General features: G+C 44.9%; 19 protein-coding genes and 1 tRNA gene. 18 read left to right on the top strand and 2 right to left on the bottom strand.

What is annotated here, in order from left to right; all coding sequences use genetic code 11:
• The first annotated feature begins 206 nt into the window (after nt 1-206).
• From A3766_RS10880 to sixA, 4 genes are all read left to right on the top strand, one after another.
• Nucleotides 207-716, top strand: coding sequence for an STAS domain-containing protein (locus A3766_RS10880; protein WP_068515259.1), 510 nt, complete (start codon nt 207-209; stop codon nt 714-716).
• A gap of 150 nt (nt 717-866) precedes the next feature.
• Entirely contained in the window at nt 867-1,898 is a 1,032-nt protein-coding gene (locus A3766_RS10875) for an NAD(P)H-dependent glycerol-3-phosphate dehydrogenase (RefSeq protein ID WP_068515257.1), read from the top strand.
• 3 nt (nt 1,899-1,901) lie between these two features.
• A complete protein-coding gene (locus A3766_RS10870; RefSeq protein WP_068515237.1) occupies nt 1,902-2,168 on the top strand; it encodes a DUF4389 domain-containing protein in 267 nt (88 codons plus the stop codon).
• Nucleotides 2,169-2,170: 2 nt separating this feature from the next.
• Nucleotides 2,171-2,629 carry a phosphohistidine phosphatase SixA gene (gene sixA, locus A3766_RS10865; RefSeq protein WP_068515010.1) on the top strand — a complete coding sequence of 153 codons (459 nt, stop codon included), beginning with the start codon at nt 2,171-2,173 and terminating at the stop codon, nt 2,627-2,629.
• A 342-nt stretch (nt 2,630-2,971) separates the two neighbouring features.
• On the opposite strand, the gene A3766_RS10860 is transcribed toward sixA, so the two are convergent.
• Nucleotides 2,972-4,123: an aminotransferase class V-fold PLP-dependent enzyme gene (locus tag A3766_RS10860; RefSeq protein ID WP_068515235.1), complete on the bottom strand. Its 1,152-nt coding sequence runs from the start codon at nt 4,121-4,123 to the stop codon at nt 2,972-2,974.
• Between the two features lie 222 nt (nt 4,124-4,345).
• Between A3766_RS10860 and A3766_RS10855 the strand changes: the two genes are divergently transcribed.
• The 3 genes from A3766_RS10855 to A3766_RS10845 are packed head-to-tail and all read left to right on the top strand — an operon-like array spanning nt 4,346 to nt 6,654.
• Nucleotides 4,346-5,140 (top strand): 4'-phosphopantetheinyl transferase superfamily protein, encoded by a 795-nt coding sequence (locus A3766_RS10855; RefSeq protein WP_156495052.1) that lies wholly within the window; start codon nt 4,346-4,348, stop codon nt 5,138-5,140.
• Nucleotides 5,141-5,182: 42 nt separating this feature from the next.
• Complete coding sequence (locus A3766_RS10850; RefSeq protein ID WP_068515229.1) at nt 5,183-6,079, top strand: radical SAM protein; 897 nt, start codon at nt 5,183-5,185, stop codon at nt 6,077-6,079.
• A gap of 2 nt (nt 6,080-6,081) precedes the next feature.
• Nucleotides 6,082-6,654, top strand: coding sequence for a DUF1285 domain-containing protein (locus A3766_RS10845; protein ID WP_068515227.1), 573 nt, complete (start codon nt 6,082-6,084; stop codon nt 6,652-6,654).
• A gap of 37 nt (nt 6,655-6,691) precedes the next feature.
• Here the strand turns inward: A3766_RS10845 and yhbY are convergent, their stop codons facing one another.
• Nucleotides 6,692-6,994, bottom strand: coding sequence for a ribosome assembly RNA-binding protein YhbY (gene yhbY / locus A3766_RS10840; RefSeq protein ID WP_068515219.1), 303 nt, complete (start codon nt 6,992-6,994; stop codon nt 6,692-6,694).
• 143 nt (nt 6,995-7,137) lie between these two features.
• Here yhbY and rlmE point away from each other — a divergent pair, with 143 nt between their 5' ends.
• The 11 genes from rlmE to A3766_RS10785 form a co-directional block, all read left to right on the top strand.
• On the top strand, nt 7,138-7,755 hold the full coding sequence (rlmE, locus tag A3766_RS10835; RefSeq protein ID WP_068515313.1) for a 23S rRNA (uridine(2552)-2'-O)-methyltransferase RlmE: 618 nt from the start codon (nt 7,138-7,140) through the stop codon (nt 7,753-7,755).
• Nucleotides 7,756-7,969: 214 nt separating this feature from the next.
• Entirely contained in the window at nt 7,970-9,919 is a 1,950-nt protein-coding gene (gene ftsH, locus A3766_RS10830) for an ATP-dependent zinc metalloprotease FtsH (RefSeq protein WP_231872064.1), read from the top strand.
• A 28-nt stretch (nt 9,920-9,947) separates the two neighbouring features.
• A complete protein-coding gene (gene folP / locus A3766_RS10825) occupies nt 9,948-10,784 on the top strand; it encodes a dihydropteroate synthase (protein ID WP_068506644.1) in 837 nt (278 codons plus the stop codon).
• A gap of 28 nt (nt 10,785-10,812) precedes the next feature.
• On the top strand, nt 10,813-12,156 hold the full coding sequence (gene glmM, locus A3766_RS10820) for a phosphoglucosamine mutase (protein ID WP_068515215.1): 1,344 nt from the start codon (nt 10,813-10,815) through the stop codon (nt 12,154-12,156).
• An 89-nt stretch (nt 12,157-12,245) separates the two neighbouring features.
• Entirely contained in the window at nt 12,246-13,004 is a 759-nt protein-coding gene (gene tpiA / locus A3766_RS10815; protein WP_068508998.1) for a triose-phosphate isomerase, read from the top strand.
• An 84-nt stretch (nt 13,005-13,088) separates the two neighbouring features.
• Nucleotides 13,089-13,484 carry a preprotein translocase subunit SecG gene (gene secG, locus A3766_RS10810; protein ID WP_068515214.1) on the top strand — a complete coding sequence of 132 codons (396 nt, stop codon included), beginning with the start codon at nt 13,089-13,091 and terminating at the stop codon, nt 13,482-13,484.
• Nucleotides 13,485-13,497: 13 nt separating this feature from the next.
• Nucleotides 13,498-13,582 (top strand) — tRNA-Leu (locus A3766_RS10805).
• A gap of 141 nt (nt 13,583-13,723) precedes the next feature.
• On the top strand, nt 13,724-13,954 hold the full coding sequence (locus tag A3766_RS10800) for a hypothetical protein (protein WP_068515212.1): 231 nt from the start codon (nt 13,724-13,726) through the stop codon (nt 13,952-13,954).
• 22 nt (nt 13,955-13,976) lie between these two features.
• The gene (gene rimP / locus A3766_RS10795) at nt 13,977-14,510 is read left to right on the top strand and encodes a ribosome maturation factor RimP (RefSeq protein ID WP_068515210.1); all 534 of its coding nucleotides are present in this window, start codon (nt 13,977-13,979) and stop codon (nt 14,508-14,510) included.
• A 26-nt stretch (nt 14,511-14,536) separates the two neighbouring features.
• Nucleotides 14,537-16,033: a transcription termination factor NusA gene (nusA, locus tag A3766_RS10790; protein WP_068515311.1), complete on the top strand. Its 1,497-nt coding sequence runs from the start codon at nt 14,537-14,539 to the stop codon at nt 16,031-16,033.
• Nucleotides 16,034-16,057: 24 nt separating this feature from the next.
• On the top strand, nt 16,058-16,628 hold a 571-nt coding region (locus tag A3766_RS10785; protein WP_197479528.1), incomplete at its 3' end, for an IF-2-associated domain-containing protein.

Genomic DNA, 16,628 nt, shown 5'->3' with positions numbered 1-16,628 from the left:
GCTACTACTGGACGTTGTAGCAGAAAACAGGGCGGGTGTAGCGGAGCTATTCTCTTCCTTAGGCTTGGACGACTTAAAAGAAATACCTGATGATATTGCCTTTCTTTCGGTGAGTGCAGTCAGTGACGGAAGTAAAAGGTAGCGATATGCAGAACATACGTTCCATATTGAATATGTCAATCACAAGCATTAAAGGTTGAGCGACTATGTCTAAATGTAAAATACTACAAGCAGAATGCAGCGGCGTTTATGTGTTGAAATTGGTGGGAGAGGTTCGATTGAATCTTTGCTCAACGATTGACTCTGCTATTGAAGCAATGACGTCTGACCCTGAATTTGCATCAATCGTTGTTGATTTGAGTGAGACGACTTTAATTGACAGTACCACTTTAGGTTTGCTTGCTCGCTTGGCTATTCAGGCGAAGCAAAAAAGCCACTTCTTGCCTTCCATTGTATCGACTAACCCTGACATTACTCGTGTCATAACGACAATGGGCTTCGAAAGTGTCTATCTTATTCTAACTGAACCGGCAGACTCGAGCCAACGACTGACTGAGCTGGCACCCCAAGATATTACCGAAGAAGAATTAAGAACCAATGTTCTCAATGCTCACAAGGTTTTGATGAACCTGAACGAGCACAACCGTGAACAGTTCAAAGACTTAGTGGCGACACTTGAAGGCGATGTAGAGGAACAGGCCTTTGTTGCGGGCTAAGGTGAATAAAGCTTAGTTATTAATATTATGTCAGGAAGCAAAGTATTTTGGCTTTCCTGCTTCAGGTTTCTCTTGTGACCTTCTATTATTGTCTTGCAGCAAAAAGAGCTGGCAAACAAGTCTAATCAACTAAACAAGAGATCTTAAATCATGTCACATAGCAAATCGGCTATCGCTGTTCTGGGTGGTGGAAGTTTTGGAACTGCGATTGCTAATATTGCTGCCGAAGCCGGGATTAAGACATATTTATGGATGCGCAGTGAAGAATCCGTAGAGTCCATTATTCAAACCAGGGTTAATACCAAGTATCTGCCTGATTTGTCCTTGCATGAAAACCTAATTCCAACAACGAGCTTAAGTGACGCCGTTGACAATGCCTATATCGTATTTTTTGCCGTGCCGAGTAAATCTTTTCGGGCAGTTGTAGAAAATGCAAAATCCTATCTTAAGCCTGATCAATGGGTGGTGAGCACTACAAAAGGGATCGAGCCGGGCACACTAAACCTGATGAGTGATATTTTGCGGGCAGAGCTTCCCGGTTTTCAGGTGGGCGTTATGGGCGGGCCAAACCTAGCCAAGGAAATAGCCAAACATGAGCTAACGGCCACGGTGATTGCAAGCGAGTCCTCAGACTTAAGAAAGGGTGTTCAGGATGCACTAGGCTGCTCCTATTTTAGAGTCTATGCCAGTGCTGATGTTTATGGTGTTGAGTTAGGCGGCGCGTTGAAGAATATTTACGCTATTATGGCGGGTGTCGCTGCAGCCAAGGGTTTGGGTGAGAATACGATTGCCATGCTGCTTACACGAAGCCTGGCTGAAATGGGGCGCTTTGCGCAAACGCAGGGTGCTAATCCGCTCACTTTCCTAGGTTTGTCGGGCGTGGGTGATTTGATTGCGACCTGTAGTTCCCCGCTAAGTAGGAATTACCGGGTGGGTTATGCCTTTGGTAAAGGGAAAACCTTGGAGCAGGCCGTAGAGGAGTTGGGTGAAGTTGCGGAAGGGGTGAATACTCTGGCTCAGGTTAAGCGCTATGCGGACGATAACGATATATATATGCCATTAGTACAGGGCTTATATATGATGATTTACAAACAGGTACCTTTGTCAGTTATCATCGAAAAATTGATGTCTGGTGAGCAGAATACTGATGTTGAATTTACTTTAGCAAAGCACGAGGTGTAGCGCGTGATAAAAGTTTTATATTTGATCCTTTTTTGTTTGATTTATAGTCTTACTGATATTGTTTTGGTTGTAATCGCTCTCGTTCAAACCGTGTTAAAGCTTTCAACGGGAGAGCCTAGTGAATCTTTAAAAGATGCCGGTAGGACTTTGGGCTTGTACCTAAAACAAATTAGTGAATTCCTGAGCTACGCAAGTGAAGTGAAGCCCTATCCATTTTCTGATTGGCCGCAAGCAAAAGCTAAAGACAAGCTTCTGGATGAGATTAAGTAGCGATGAAGCTCTTTATTTCCAGGCATGGTGAGGCATCATTTTATGCAGAAAGCGACTTCTCTCGCCCCTTGACAGAAAGAGGTGTGCAGCAGACAAGTGCTTTAGCAAAAGAGCATTTGAGTATATTAAGTGAGGTGAGCCAAATTTGGGTGAGCCCCTTACTAAGAGCTCAGCAGACGGCAAAGGTTTATCAAGACCAGCTGAAGTGCGATGTTCATACCAAGCCTTTTATTACACCCGACTCCTCGCCGAAACAAGTGCTTCGTCAGCTTAATCAGGCCGGAATTGATAATGTGCTGTTGGTATCGCATCAGCCATTGGTCGGAGACTTAGTGAGCCTATTGGTTGAAGGTAATACCTATCAACCTCATCCTTTTATCACGAGTGAGCTAGTAGTACTGGAGCTTGAGCTGATGGAAGCCGGCCTAGCTTATTTACACCAGGATCTTATCCCGCACTAATAATTCACAGGTCTCTTTGTTAGCCCGGTGTGCTCTTAAGCCGGGATCCATGAGGGTCAGAACGAGGTATCGACGTAGCTGGTTTCCTGGTAAAAACACCTCGGGAATGATGAGTTCGGGGAGATGTTCTACTCTGCCCTGAATTGCACCCATTTTATAGAGGAGCTCTATAGAGAATTATTATTCCTCTGTGCAGCAAAGCGCTCCGTGCCCTCTGTGGTTAAGGGGTTTAATCTTGAAATCAAAACCAAAAAACAAATCCACCACAGAGGACACAGAGCGGCAGGTGGCCTGCACGGAGAAAGCCAAAAGAAGGGTTCTTAAATGAATGACTCCAATTATTTAGACTAAGTCGCGCAGAATCTCTACAGCCCGGTTGATCACTCGCTTGGTGGTATAAAAGTGCGGGGAAAAACGAATACCTCCTCCCCGGTTTGCACAGATTACTTTACGTGACATAAGTGTTTGATATAGCTCAGTGCTGTCCTTCCCCTCAATGCGAAAGCAGATAATGCCACTTTGACGCGCTTGGTTTTTATTTTCAGGAGAAATGAAACAAAGGTCATCAATGGTTTGTAATTGTGCCTTCAGATAGTTCGTTCGTTCGCATATGGCTTGATGAATATTGTCGATGCCTATATCCAGCAGTAGCCCCAAACTGGCATTTAAAGCCTGTACCCCCAGCATGTTGGGGCTGCCACACTCAAAGCGTTTTGCGTCCTTTGCTGGCGTCCATTCGGGCGAGTCGTAGTTGCCGCGCTGTTCGATCATATGCCAACCGAATTGATTGATCTTCAGTGTTTCGATATGTATGCCTTTCACATAGAAAAGCGCTAAACCTTCGGCGGCCATCATCCACTTATGTCCATCGGCAACAATGAAATCAGCATCGATTAAGGTTTGATCGAAAGGTAATGCGCCCAGACTTTGTATGGCATCCACACAAAGGAGGCATTGTTCTGCTTTGCATAGCTGGCTAAGAGACGGGAGGTCAATTGTAATGCCGCTTGCATACTGAACAGAGCTAATAGAAACCAGCCTGGTCTTGGGGCTTATCAGCTGTTGTATCGCCTGCACAGGGTCTTGTTTGTCTATATCTGCTACGTTTACAGTGACACCAAACTGGCTCAGGGATTCCCAGACTATGCGATTAGACGGAAATTCCTGATTGCTGATAATTACTTCATCACCTGCTTGCCATTCAATGCCATAGGCAATCATTGACAGTGCCTCGGAGGTGTTTTTTGCCAGTGCGATTTCATGGGTAGATGATAGGCCGATTAACTTGGCCAAGCGCTCGCGCAGTTCTTGCTCGACCTGTAACCATTGAGGGTAGTGCTGAGCGCCGCTGTAAACATTTTCTTTGGCGAACCTGGCAACGGCTAGCTCCGTACATGCAGGCCAAGGGCTTACCGCAGCGTGATTCAGGTAGCATAATTCCTTGTCTTGAGGGAATTGTGTTTCAGCTTGGGGGAAATGGGTAAAGCTTGGCATGTTGACACCGTTTTGAGCTTGTTGGACCGGGAGAAGCTCTGATGATATACGAAATAAGATGGCATTTTAATGTTTTCGTATCTGATCAGGGCATTCTTTAAAACGCCGATGTCGATGGAGACTAAAGCAGTGCCGACAGAGCTTTCTTTTGTTAAGCTGTTCTGCCTGATTCAAAGCTTGCGTTTATAGCGAGCTTTGTGGCGAGTGTATGTGGAAGGTTTTGTGAATTTATCGGTAAAAGCTATGCAAGCTCAGCGCATAGATCTTTGGCTCTGTTCCGTTGAACGTATAAATGTGGCGTCTCATATTGATGAGTTTCTTGCTCTTTTGAGTGAGGACGAACGTGTGCGATACGAACGTTTTGTCTTTGAAAAAGATCGTCATGTATATCTCGTATCGCGCTATCTCTTACGCACCTTGCTTAGCCGATATCTCCCCGGGAATTCACCTAAAACATGGTGCTTTAATTATAATGATTACGGTAAACCTGAATTGCCGAATTACCCGCTGAGCTTTAATTTGTCGCATTCTGACAATCATATCGTACTGGCTTTTTCTCGTGATGAGGTGTTGGGGGTGGACATTGAATCGCATAAGCGTGAGGTTGATTTTCAGCCTTTGGCCAAATACTCGTTTTCAACCAAGGAATACGCCCAGATAGAGAAGCTCGACCAAGAAGCATTTCGAGATCGTTTCTTTTCTCTCTGGACTTTGAAAGAAGCTTATATGAAAGCAGATGGGCGAGGCATGTCTATTCCGCTTAAAAGCTTTTCCTTTCTATTTGATGATTCTAATCGTTATTTGGCGCGTTTTGAGCCGGAGCAAAAAAGCGATTCTGACCCTTGGCTTTTTTGGCAGTTCGAAACAGATTTAGACTGCTTTATCTCTCTTGCTACTCAGTCTAATGGACTTGCTAGGGGGGAATATCGTATCGAAACTAAAGAAATTACCGGTCTCGATAAGGTTCGTGAGCTCAGTTTGCCCCATAGAGAGCTCGCTAATAAAGACTTGTGTTAGAATAAACGATTAGATTCAACCAATAGTTGCCGTGATTATTTTATGAATTATTTGCCTATCAATTACATTGAGCCCGTATTTCGTCCACCTTCAGAAGCTAAGTCTTTGATTCTTCAAGTTACCAATGGTTGTTCATACAATAAGTGCACCTTTTGCGATATGTATACAGCTGAACAGAAGAAGTTCAAGCCCAAAAAGATCGAAGAGATAGAGCAAGAAGTGAGTGCAGTGGCGAAGAGCATGCCGAATGTCGGGCGTTTCTTTTTGGCAGATGGTGATGCAATGACTTTGTCGTTCCGCCGCCTCAAAGAAATACTTGAGTGTATTAATCGCTACTTTCCAGATAAAGAACGTGTTACTGCTTATTGCTTACCCAGAAATATTAAGAAAAAAACGGTAGAAGAGCTGGCTGAGTTGAGAGCGTTAGGCCTAAGCATGGTATATGTGGGCTGTGAATCCGGTGACGACAAAGTCTTGGAATGTGTGGTTAAGGGTGAGACTTACGAAAGCTCTAAAGACGCCTTACTCAAGTTAAAAGCTGCAGGCATCAAGTCTTCCGTGATGATATTAAATGGCTTGGGTGGCAAGAAGTTTTCAAAGCAACATGCCGTTAACTCTGCCAAGCTTATGAATGAAACACAGCCAGAGTTTGTATCGACGTTAGTAGTTTCTTTTCCGATGGGTGAAGAGCGCTTTAGGGCTGGATTTAATGGTGATTACGAGCCATTAGAACAATTGGATTTATTTCATGAGATTCGTACCCTGATTGCTAATTTTGAACTGGAAAATACAGTATTCCGTTCCGACCACGCGTCTAATTATTTGGTGCTAAAAGGTAATTTAGGGGCAGATAAGCAAGCGATGCTAAGTAAAATTGATCTGGCTTTGAATAAGCCTGGTGCAATTCCTCTTAGGCAAGAGTGGCAGCGAGGCCTATAACTATGGCAAAAATAGATGGTGAGGGGCTGCATAGGGACCTACCGACAATCGCGACCCAGATAAGAGAATTAGTTGGCGAGGATGATAGCTTGCCACCTGTTGAAACGTGGCAGCCGGAGCGAGTTGGCGAGATAGATATACGTATTGATTCCCAGGGTGAGTGGTATTATCAGGGAGACAAGATGGAGCGGCAGGCAGTGGTTCGCCTGTTGTCGCGGATATTACGCCGTGATGGTGAAGATTTCTTCCTGGTGACGCCTTACGAGAAAATGAAAATTACGGTGGATGATGCGCCCTTTGTTGTCGTGATGGTAGATCGCGAAGGTGAGGGTGAAGCGCAAAAGCTGCATTTTTCTACCCAGCTAGGCGATTACTTCACCTTGTCGGCAGATCACCCGCTCGAGGTAAGCTATAACGAACGCCAGGAACCGTCGCCATACGTGAAGGTAAGACATGGGCTTATGGCAAAATTGAGTCGGCCGGTTTATTACGAGTTAGCAGATTATATTTGTGAGCGCTCGGAGCAAGATACTGAGCTTGGTGTTTGGAGTGCTGGGCAGTTTTTTAAATTTTAGAGAGGTGCGTATGTCGCACCCCATTTGTATTTTAAGGTTAACGAATTAGGTTTGAAAGCTTAGGGTTAGGCTTCTTGTTCTTCTTAAGTAGCACCGCGATTTTTCCTATTGTTTGAACTAGCTCGGCGCCACTTTGTTCGACCAGCTCAGTGATGAGTGCACTGCGGTCATCGCGGTCACCAATTGCTACTTTAACTTTAATTAGCTCATGATCATTGAGTGCGCGATTCAGTTCTTCCATTAGGCCTTCGCTTAAACCTTTATCTCCGACTATAATCACCGGGTTTAGGTTGTGTGCGATAGTGCGATAATGTTTTTTGTCTGCAGAACTTAAGCTCATGAAAATAACCCGTAGTAGAAATCGTATAGTAAGTAAAAGTATTAACGGCGCGCATTCTAACAGTTATTTTATTTGATTGATAATGCCGCTAAATGTCAGGCTTATGCTCTGACAGGGCAGCGAGAATTTTTAAAGAGGGTGGTATGGCTCGTTCAAAATCAAGTTCCAAGTGGTTGAAAGAGCACTTCGATGATCAGTATGTAAAACAGTCACAGGAAGATGGGTATCGTTCTCGTGCCAGCTACAAATTGTTAGAGATTCAAAAAAAAGACCGCCTGTTTAAGCCGGGTATGACGGTGATTGACCTGGGGGCAGCGCCTGGTGGTTGGACTCAGGTAGCGCAAGAGCTGGTTGGGCCAAGTGGAAAGGTAATCGCTAGCGATATTTTATCTATGGATGCCTTGCCTGATGTGACTTTTGTTCAGGGTGACTTTACTGAAGAAGACGTGTTTGATCGTCTTATGGCAGAAATTGATGGTCAAGTAGACCTTGTAATCTCAGATATGGCCCCCAATATGAGTGGGAATGCTGCTTCTGATATACCCAATGCGATGTATCTGGTTGAGTTAGCTCTGGATATGGCGCGACAAACTTTAAAACCTAATGGCGCATTTATCGCTAAGGTTTTTCAGGGGGAGGGCTTTGACTCCTTGATTGGAGATATGCGACAGATGTTTACTAAGGTATATAGCCGTAAGCCGGACGCTTCAAGGGCCCGCTCGCGGGAAATCTATCAAGTAGGTGTTGGGTTTAAGGGTTGAATGCCTTACAAATTAAAGGTGTTTAAAACTCCTGTCAGGGCATAGCTATTTAAGAAATCAGGCGGTATATTGAGCCACTTTGGTTTTGCTTTGTTGTCGACTTATGTCGTGTAAGTTTTGAAATGTCTCGGAATATTATTTCGGGAAATACTAAATTAGTTTGTTTAATCGTAAATTAAGTATCTAAAGATACTGGTAAAAGAGGGATTCTCCTTTGAATGACATGGTAAAAAACCTGGTTCTGTGGTTGGTGATAGCAGCAGTTTTGTTGACAGTGTTTAACAACTTCAATGGCCAACAAAAAGTGAAGCCAATGGACTATTCACAATTCATAGAATTAGTTCAAGGGGGGCAGGTTAAGGAAGTTGCCATTGATGGTTTGCACTTTGATGTGGTGACGACCGATGGGCGTCATTATGAAACCGTTCGTCCAATGGTTGAAGACCCTGGCTTAATGCATGACCTGATTGAGAACAAGGTTCGGGTTGTTGGTAAGGAGCCAGAGCAGCAAAGTATTTGGACTCAGCTGCTAGTCGCTTCATTCCCTATTCTTGTCATTATCGCTGTATTTATGTTTTTTATGCGCCAGATGCAGGGCGGCGGTGGCGGCAAGGGACCAATGTCGTTCGGTAAGAGTAAAGCTCGTTTAATGAGTGAAGACCAAATTAAGACAACCTTTGCTGATGTGGCCGGTGTTGATGAAGCTAAAGAAGATGTTAAAGAGCTTGTAGAGTTTTTGCGGGATCCAAGCAAATTTCAACGCTTGGGTGGCAAGATTCCACGTGGCGTATTGATGGTTGGTCAGCCGGGTACCGGTAAGACATTGCTTGCCAAGGCAATTGCCGGTGAAGCAAAAGTTCCTTTCTTCTCAATTTCTGGTTCTGACTTTGTAGAAATGTTTGTCGGTGTGGGTGCTTCACGTGTGCGTGATATGTTCGAGCAGGCCAAGAAGCAATCTCCTTGTATTATTTTTATCGATGAAATAGATGCTGTCGGTCGTCATCGTGGTGCGGGTATGGGGGGTGGTCATGATGAGCGTGAGCAAACACTGAACCAGCTCTTGGTAGAGATGGACGGCTTTGAAGGTAGTGAAGGTGTCATTGTTATTGCTGCAACCAATAGGCCGGATGTTCTAGACCCAGCATTGCTAAGACCGGGGCGTTTTGACCGTCAAGTTGTGGTCGGTTTGCCAGATATACTTGGTCGTGAGCAAATTCTGAAGGTGCACATGAAAAAGGTGCCTTTAGCTGAGGATGTTGCGCCAAGTTTGATTGCCCGTGGTACGCCAGGATTTTCAGGTGCTGACTTAGCGAACCTGGTTAACGAAGCTTCCTTGTTTGCGGCACGAGCTGATAAGCGTGCAGTTGAAATGACAGACTTTGAGCTTGCTAAAGATAAGATTATGATGGGCGCAGAGCGCAAGTCTATGGTGATGTCTGAGAAGGAAAAGCTTAATACGGCTTATCATGAAGCGGGACATGCAATTGTTGGTCGTGTTTTACCAGAACATGATCCGGTTTATAAGGTAAGTATTATTCCGAGAGGTCGTGCTTTGGGTGTGACGATGTTCCTGCCTGAAGAAGATCGTTATAGCTTGAGTCGCAAGCAGCTTATCAGCCAGATTTGTTCGCTTTATGGTGGCCGAATTGCCGAAGAAATGACATTAGGTATGGATGGTGTCACAACCGGCGCATCAAACGATATTCAGCGTGCGACAGAGATTGCTAGAAATATGGTAACCAAGTGGGGCTTGTCCGATAAGTTAGGGCCCTTGCTTTATGATGATGCCCAAGAAGAAGTGTTTTTAGGAAAGTCCGCTGGCAGTGGCGGTTCTCATGTGGCGGGTGCTACACGTAATGAAATTGATACCGAAGTGCGTTCAATTATTGATACATGTTATGCGCAAGCACAAAAAATCCTCGAGGATAATCGTTCAATTCTTGATGCAATGGCGGATGCTTTGATGAAGTATGAAACCATTGATTCTGAGCAGATTGATGACTTGATGGACGGTAAGGATCCACGTGAGCCAAAAGGCTGGTCAAGTAACGGTCGTAACGATAACGATGGTTCGAGCGACAAAAAAGCCGATAGCGAAGATGATAAGGTTGTGGATATCGCTGATGGCAAAAAGCCAACTGACGAGACTGGAGAGCAGGGTTAGGTTCTCCAGAGATGTGTTTAGTTAAATTATGAGTCAATTGTTCAAGTTCGCCAGTCGAGAGCTCGATCTGGCGACAACTCAAGTGATGGGTGTTCTTAATGTAACACCCGATTCCTTTTCTGACGGTGGTCAGTACTCTAATCTCGATTCAGCACTAAATCAGGTTGAAATAATGCTTGCTCAAGGGGCGAGTATTATTGATGTGGGCGGTGAGTCTACTCGTCCAGGTGCACAGCCAGTAAGCGTTCAAGAAGAGCTTGATCGTGTTTGTCCTGTTGCTGAAAAAATTCTTCAAAACTTCGATGTCGTATTATCGGTCGATACTAGTACACCGCAAGTCATGCGTGAAACCGTTGCGCTGGGCGCTGGTTTGATTAATGATGTTCGGGCATTTACGCGACCTGGCGCGGTCGAAGCCGTTGCGGGTGCGAATGTCGCCTTGTGTGTCATGCATATGCAAGGTAAGCCCGATACAATGCAAATTCAGCCAGAATATACGTCGGTTGTGGAAGAGGTTGAGGCCTTTTTACTTTCGCGTATTAATACGCTCAAGTCTGCTGGGGTTGATGATCAGCGTTTGATTGTCGATCCAGGTTTTGGTTTTGGTAAAACGCTTTCCCATAATCTGAGCTTATTAGCTGGCATTGAGCGACTAAAACGTATGGGGTACCCTGTGTTGGTTGGGGTTTCTAGAAAGTCCATGTTTGCTGACTTGCTGGGACGAGATGTAGAACAGCGTTTAGCTGGAAGTTTGTCTGCTGCGACACTTGCTGCCTGGCAAGGGGCCGAGATCGTAAGGGTTCATGATGTTGTTGAGACGGTTGATGCGGTGCGTGTTGTTGATGCTGTAAAGCGTGCAGGTTAGGTTTATTTAAGGGTTTTAGGGAAAAGATATGTCTTCAAGAAAATACTTTGGTACAGATGGAATTCGTGGCTGCTTGGGTGAAGGTGCAATTACACCAGAGTTTATGCTTAAGCTGGGTTGGGCTTGTGGTAAGGTTTTCAAGAAAGAAGGCCTCAGGAATCGTGTCATTATTGGTAAAGATACGCGAATATCCGGTTACTTGTTTGAGTCTGCGCTTGAGGCAGGTTTATCTGCAGCGGGTATGGATGTGCGCTTATTGGGCCCAATGCCTACACCAGCCGTTGCGTACTTGACGCGAACCTATAGGGCAAATGCCGGTATTGTTATTAGTGCTTCCCATAACCCTTATCATGATAACGGTATTAAGTTCTTTTCTTCTAAGGGTTTGAAGTTGGATGATGCTGTTGAATTAGAGATTGAATCTTGGCTTGATAAAGACCTTGAAGTCGTAGCGCCCGACCTGCTAGGTAAGGCGAAACGTATTGATGATGCAATTGGCCGTTATGTCGAATGCTGTAAGGCGACCATTCCTTCGTCGATGTCTTTGACTGGTATGAAAATTGTGCTGGATTGTGCGCATGGTGCAACCTACCAGGTGGCGCCTTATGTCTTTAAAGAATTGGGTGCAGAAATCACCACAATTGGTGTGCAACCAGATGGTTTGAATATTAATCGTGATGTAGGTTCGACAAGCCCTCAGGCGCTTGTTGACAAGGTATTAGAAGTTGAGGCTGATCTCGGGATTGCATTTGATGGCGACGGTGACCGTGTCATCATGGTTGATCATAAAGGTGAAGTGGTTGATGGTGATGAGCTGATTTATATTATTGCCAGGAATCGTCAGCAGGCTGGTCGCTTGGAAGGTGGGGTTGTCGGTACATTAATGACGAACTTTGGTGCAGAGCTGGCATTGCAAAAGCTGAATATTCCTTTTGTTCGTGCAAATGTGGGCGACCGCTATGTGATGGAGCAGCTAGTGAAGAATGGCTGGGAGCTTGGTGGTGAGAACTCAGGCCATATTATTTGTTTTGATAAAGCGAGCACGGGTGATGCAACTATTGCTGCGTTGCAGGTTCTTATTTCCTTATGGCGTGACGGTAAGAGCTTGCATGAGTTGAAGTCCGAGATGACTAAGCTTCCACAGGTGTTGAAGAACGTACGAATTAAAGAAAAAACAGACCCCATGTCAAACGATGTTATTGCCCAGGCTGTTAAAGAGCAAGGTGAGCGTTTGGCAGGGCAGGGTAGAGTGTTGTTGAGAGGCTCGGGTACGGAGCCTCTAATCCGGGTTATGGCTGAGGGCGAGGATGCGGACTTGGTGAATTCAGTGGTGAACTCTCTGGTTGAAACGGTCCAGAATGCAATTGGTTAAGTAATTGGGTAAAAAGTCGTAATGGGTTGCTTGTAAGTAAAGATTAACTCGGTTAGTATTTGCGCCCTTCTGAAAAGCTGGTGTTATATATGCGTAGCAAGATTGTTGCGGGAAATTGGAAAATGAATGGTAGTGTTGCATTTATGCAGGACTACTTGCAGGCATTTAGCGATCAAGCATCGTCTAACGTGCCTGACGATGTGCAAGTGCTAATCGCACCGCCGACAGTTTTACTTTCCGGCTTTTTTGAAGCAAGTAAAGACTCCGGTATCCAGTTGGCAGCTCAGAATGTTGCTGGTTTTGACGAAGGTGCGTTTACTGGTGAAGTATCTGCGCCTATGTTGAGCGATGTAGGTTGTCAGTGGTCGTTAGTTGGGCACTCAGAGCGTAGAGCTTTGTTCGGAGAGACTGATAGTGATGTTGTTGCTAAAATCTCCCGTTTGCTAAAGGCTGGTATTAAGCCGGTTTTGTGTGTAGGTGAGACTCTGGAAGATCGAGAAGGTGGTAGAGCGCAGGAAGTTGTTGCGACGCAAGTCGGCGCTGTGCTGAAGCAATTTTCTTCGCAAGAACTGTCTGATTTGCTTATTGCTTATGAGCCGGTTTGGGCAATTGGGACAGGCGAAACAGCAACGCCAGAGCAAGCTCAGGAAATGCACGCTTATATTCGGCAGCAGGTTTCAGAAAAGTCTGCGGACTTAGCTGAAAATATGGCAATTCTGTACGGTGGTAGTGTTAATGTAAAAACCGCCAAAGAATTGTTTGGTCAGGATGATATTGATGGTGGGCTAGTTGGTGGCGCATCATTAAAAGTGAGCGACTTTTTACAAATCTGTAAGAGCGCTGGTTAGTAATTTTTATTGTTGTTTGTTGCAATTAAGAGTTTGAGGCTCTTGATGGGGCGGGCAACTAGAGTAGAAAAATAGGCTAAAAGTATGGAATGGTTAGAGACTGCCGTTATTGTGGTGCATATTCTGGTATCACTAGGTTTGATTGGTTTGGTTTTGCTGCAGCAAGGTAAGGGTGCTGAAGCGGGTGCTTCCTTTGGTGGTGGTGCGTCACAAACCGTTTTTGGTAGTCAGGGTAGTGGTAGCTTCCTAACACATATGACCAAATACTTTGCGATTGTATTCTTTATTACCAGTATTTCTCTGGCGGTGATCGCTAAGCAGAAATCAGAAATTTCTGCAGATGATTTCATTGCGCCTGTTGCTGAGCTTGAAACCTCAGGAACTGATGAATCGGCGACAGAGTTAGAAGGCGGTGAGTCAATTGATACGGCTGCGAAAGATGCGATGCCTGCTGAGTCAGCGGCGCCAGAGTTAGAATAAGTTTTTGGTTTTTGCCCAAGTGGTGGAATTGGTAGACACGCTATCTTGAGGGGGTAGTGGCGTAAGCCGTGCCGGTTCAAGTCCGGCCTTGGGCACCAACTTAGAAAGCCTGTCACGTTTGTGACGGGCTTTTTGCTTTTCTGGGTTTAAGTTATTTGTTCAAGTAATAGATCAATTGTGGGTAATGAACTGTAAGGTACAGTGCTTAACGGTTGACCCATTAAGGTTTGGTGCATATAATGCGGCCGAATATTGCTGCGCACGAGTATAGTCCAAGCTTGTTTATTGCTTTGATTAATATTGCTGATGTTGATTTATTAGATGTTAGCTTGTGGAAATCAACGATGCGTGAGAAAAATCTGGTAAAAGCCGCCTTTGGTGGTCTCTTGAGTGTTACTCAGAGGCTCGGTTGTTTAAGGTTGTGGTGGCTTTTTCGTGTGATGGGCTTTATGCCCATTTTTTGTTTCTGAAATATGAAAAACGGTACTGCCATTGTCTGCAAAAAAGAAGCTGTTAGAAGAATTGATTGAACCGGTCATTGAAGGGCTGGGTTACGAGTGTTGGGGTATTGAATATATGTCCCAGGGTAAGCACTCTGTGTTGCGTGTGTTTATTGAAAGCGCACAAACCGAAGAAAAACAAGAAACTGAAGTCCCTGGTGAAGTAGATGAAAATATCACTGAGGAACAGGCCAGGGAAAGCGGCATAGAGCTCAAAGATTGTGAGCTGGTGAGCCGTCAGTTGAGTGGTGTAATGGATGTAGAAGATCCGATAAACGGAGAGTATACCTTGGAGGTTTCTTCGCCAGGCATGGATCGTCCATTATATAAGCTAAATCACTATGAACGGTTTCAGGGGCACCAAGTTGCCTTGAAATTACGCATGGCCTATGAAGGTCGTCGCAAGTACAGTGGTTTACTAAAAGGATTGGAAGGAAATGATATTGTTCTTCAGGTTGGTGAAGAAGAATTTTTATTTCCTATTGAAGCGATTGAAAAAGCGAACGTAGTGCCGCAGTTTGATTGAATTTGAAGATTGGAGCGAATGACGCGATGAATAAAGAAATTTTGCTAGTTGTTGAAGCAGTTTCAAATGAAAAGGGTGTTGAAAAAGATATTATTTTTGAAGCGATTGAACTGGCTTTAGCGGCAGCAACCAAAAAACGTTACGAAGACGAAGAAGACGCCAATATTGAAGTTAAGATCGACCGTAAGACGGGTGATCACGAAACCTTCAGGCATTGGACTATCGTTGATAATGAAGCTGTTCCAGGTTTGGGTACCGAGTTGACAATGCAGGAAGCAGAGGAAATAGATACATCTCTGCAACCAGGTGATATTCATACCGAACAGGTTGAATCAATTTCATTCGGTCGAATTGGTGCTCAGGCAGCAAAGCAGATTATTGTCCAGAAAGTTCGCGAAGCAGAGCGTGAGAAGATTGTCGATAGTTATCGCGATCGCGTCGGTGAACTTGTTTCAGGTACCGTGAAGAAAGTAACACGAGATAATGTGATTGTTGATCTAGGTAACAATGCTGAGGCATTACTTCCTCGTGAGAATCTGATCGCTCGTGAAGTTTTCCGAATGGGCGACCGTGTTAGGGCGCTTCTAGAAGAAATTCGAGTTGAAGTTCGTGGCCCTCAACTTATTCTGAGCCGTTCAGCGCCAGGTATGTTGATCGAGTTGTTTAAAATTGAAGTGCCTGAGATTTCAGAAGAAGTTATCGAGATTCGTGCCGCGGCGCGTGATCCAGGTTCTCGAGCTAAAATCGCTGTAAAAACTAATGATAAGCGAATTGATCCGGTTGGTGCTTGTGTTGGTATGCGTGGAGCACGAGTTCAGGCCGTCTCAGGTGAGTTAGGTAATGAGCGTGTCGATATCATCGTCTGGGATGATAACCCGGCTCAGCTAGTGGTTAACGCCATGGCGCCTGCCGAGGTTGCTTCTATCGTAGTAGACGAAGAAACAAATTCCATGAACGTTGCGGTATCTGAAGATAACTTGGCTATGGCAATCGGTCGAGCAGGGCAAAATGTTCGTCTGGCTGGTGAATTGACCGGCTGGGAATTGAACGTTATGTCTGAAGAAGATGCAGGTAAGCAGCAGGAAGAAGAGGTTGGCAAGTATGTTGACTTGTTTATCGAAACGCTTGATGTAGATGAAGACTTGGCGACTGAGTTGGTAAATGAGGGCTTTACTTCACTAGAAGAAGTCGCCTATGTACCGATTGAGGAAATGTTAGAGATTGACGCCTTCGATGAAGATATTGTTGAAGAGTTACGTCGTCGTGCAAAAGATGCCTTATTGAATAAAGCTTTGGCTTCCGAAGAGGAACTCGAAGGTAAAGAGCCTGCAGAGGATCTATTGGCAATGGACGGCATGGACCAGCATTTGGCTTTGGTTCTTGCTAGTAAAGGTATTGTCACGATGGAAGATCTTGCAGAACAGTCTATCGATGAGTTAATGGAAGTCGATGGGATGGATGAAGAAAAAGCCGGGCAGTTAATTATGACTGCACGAGCACCTTGGTTTGAAAACCAGGAATAAAGACGGGAGTCAGGAGAATTAATCATGTCTGAAGTAACTGTCAAACAACTGGCAAATGATATAGGTGCACCGGTCGACCGACTGTTAAAGCAAATCGCGGATGCAGGTTTACCTGCTCGTGATGAGAGCTCGGTTGTTACTGATGAAGAAAAGCAAACTTTGCTGACTTTCTTAAAGAAAAGTCATGGCGAAGAAAATGACGAGCCTAAGAAAATCACACTGAAGCGCAAGACGACATCAACTTTGAAGATGTCAGCGGGTCAAGGTAAGTCAAAAACAGTTAATGTTGAGGTGCGTAAGAAACGTACCTATGTGAAGCGCCCGGAAGTCTCTTTAGAGCTTGAACAGCAGAAGAAAGAAGAGGCAGAACGAGCAGCTAAACTAGCCGAAGAAGTTGCTGCTAAGAAAGCACAAGAAGCGAAAGAAGCTGAAGAGAAAGCTCGAAAAGAGCAAGAAGCCAAAGAGGCTGAAGCTAAGCGTGAAGCGGAAGATGCTAAGAAAAGTGAAGCGAAAGCGCCGAAGGCTGAAGTACCAGTGACGCCTGCTGAGCTTGAAACAAACGAAAAGCATAAAAAGCACAAGAAGAAAGAAAAAG

The organism is Oleiphilus sp. HI0132, assembly GCF_001635845.1.
Note: the sequence above shows the minus strand (reverse complement) of the source record. Positions and strands in the feature narration are given on the sequence as shown.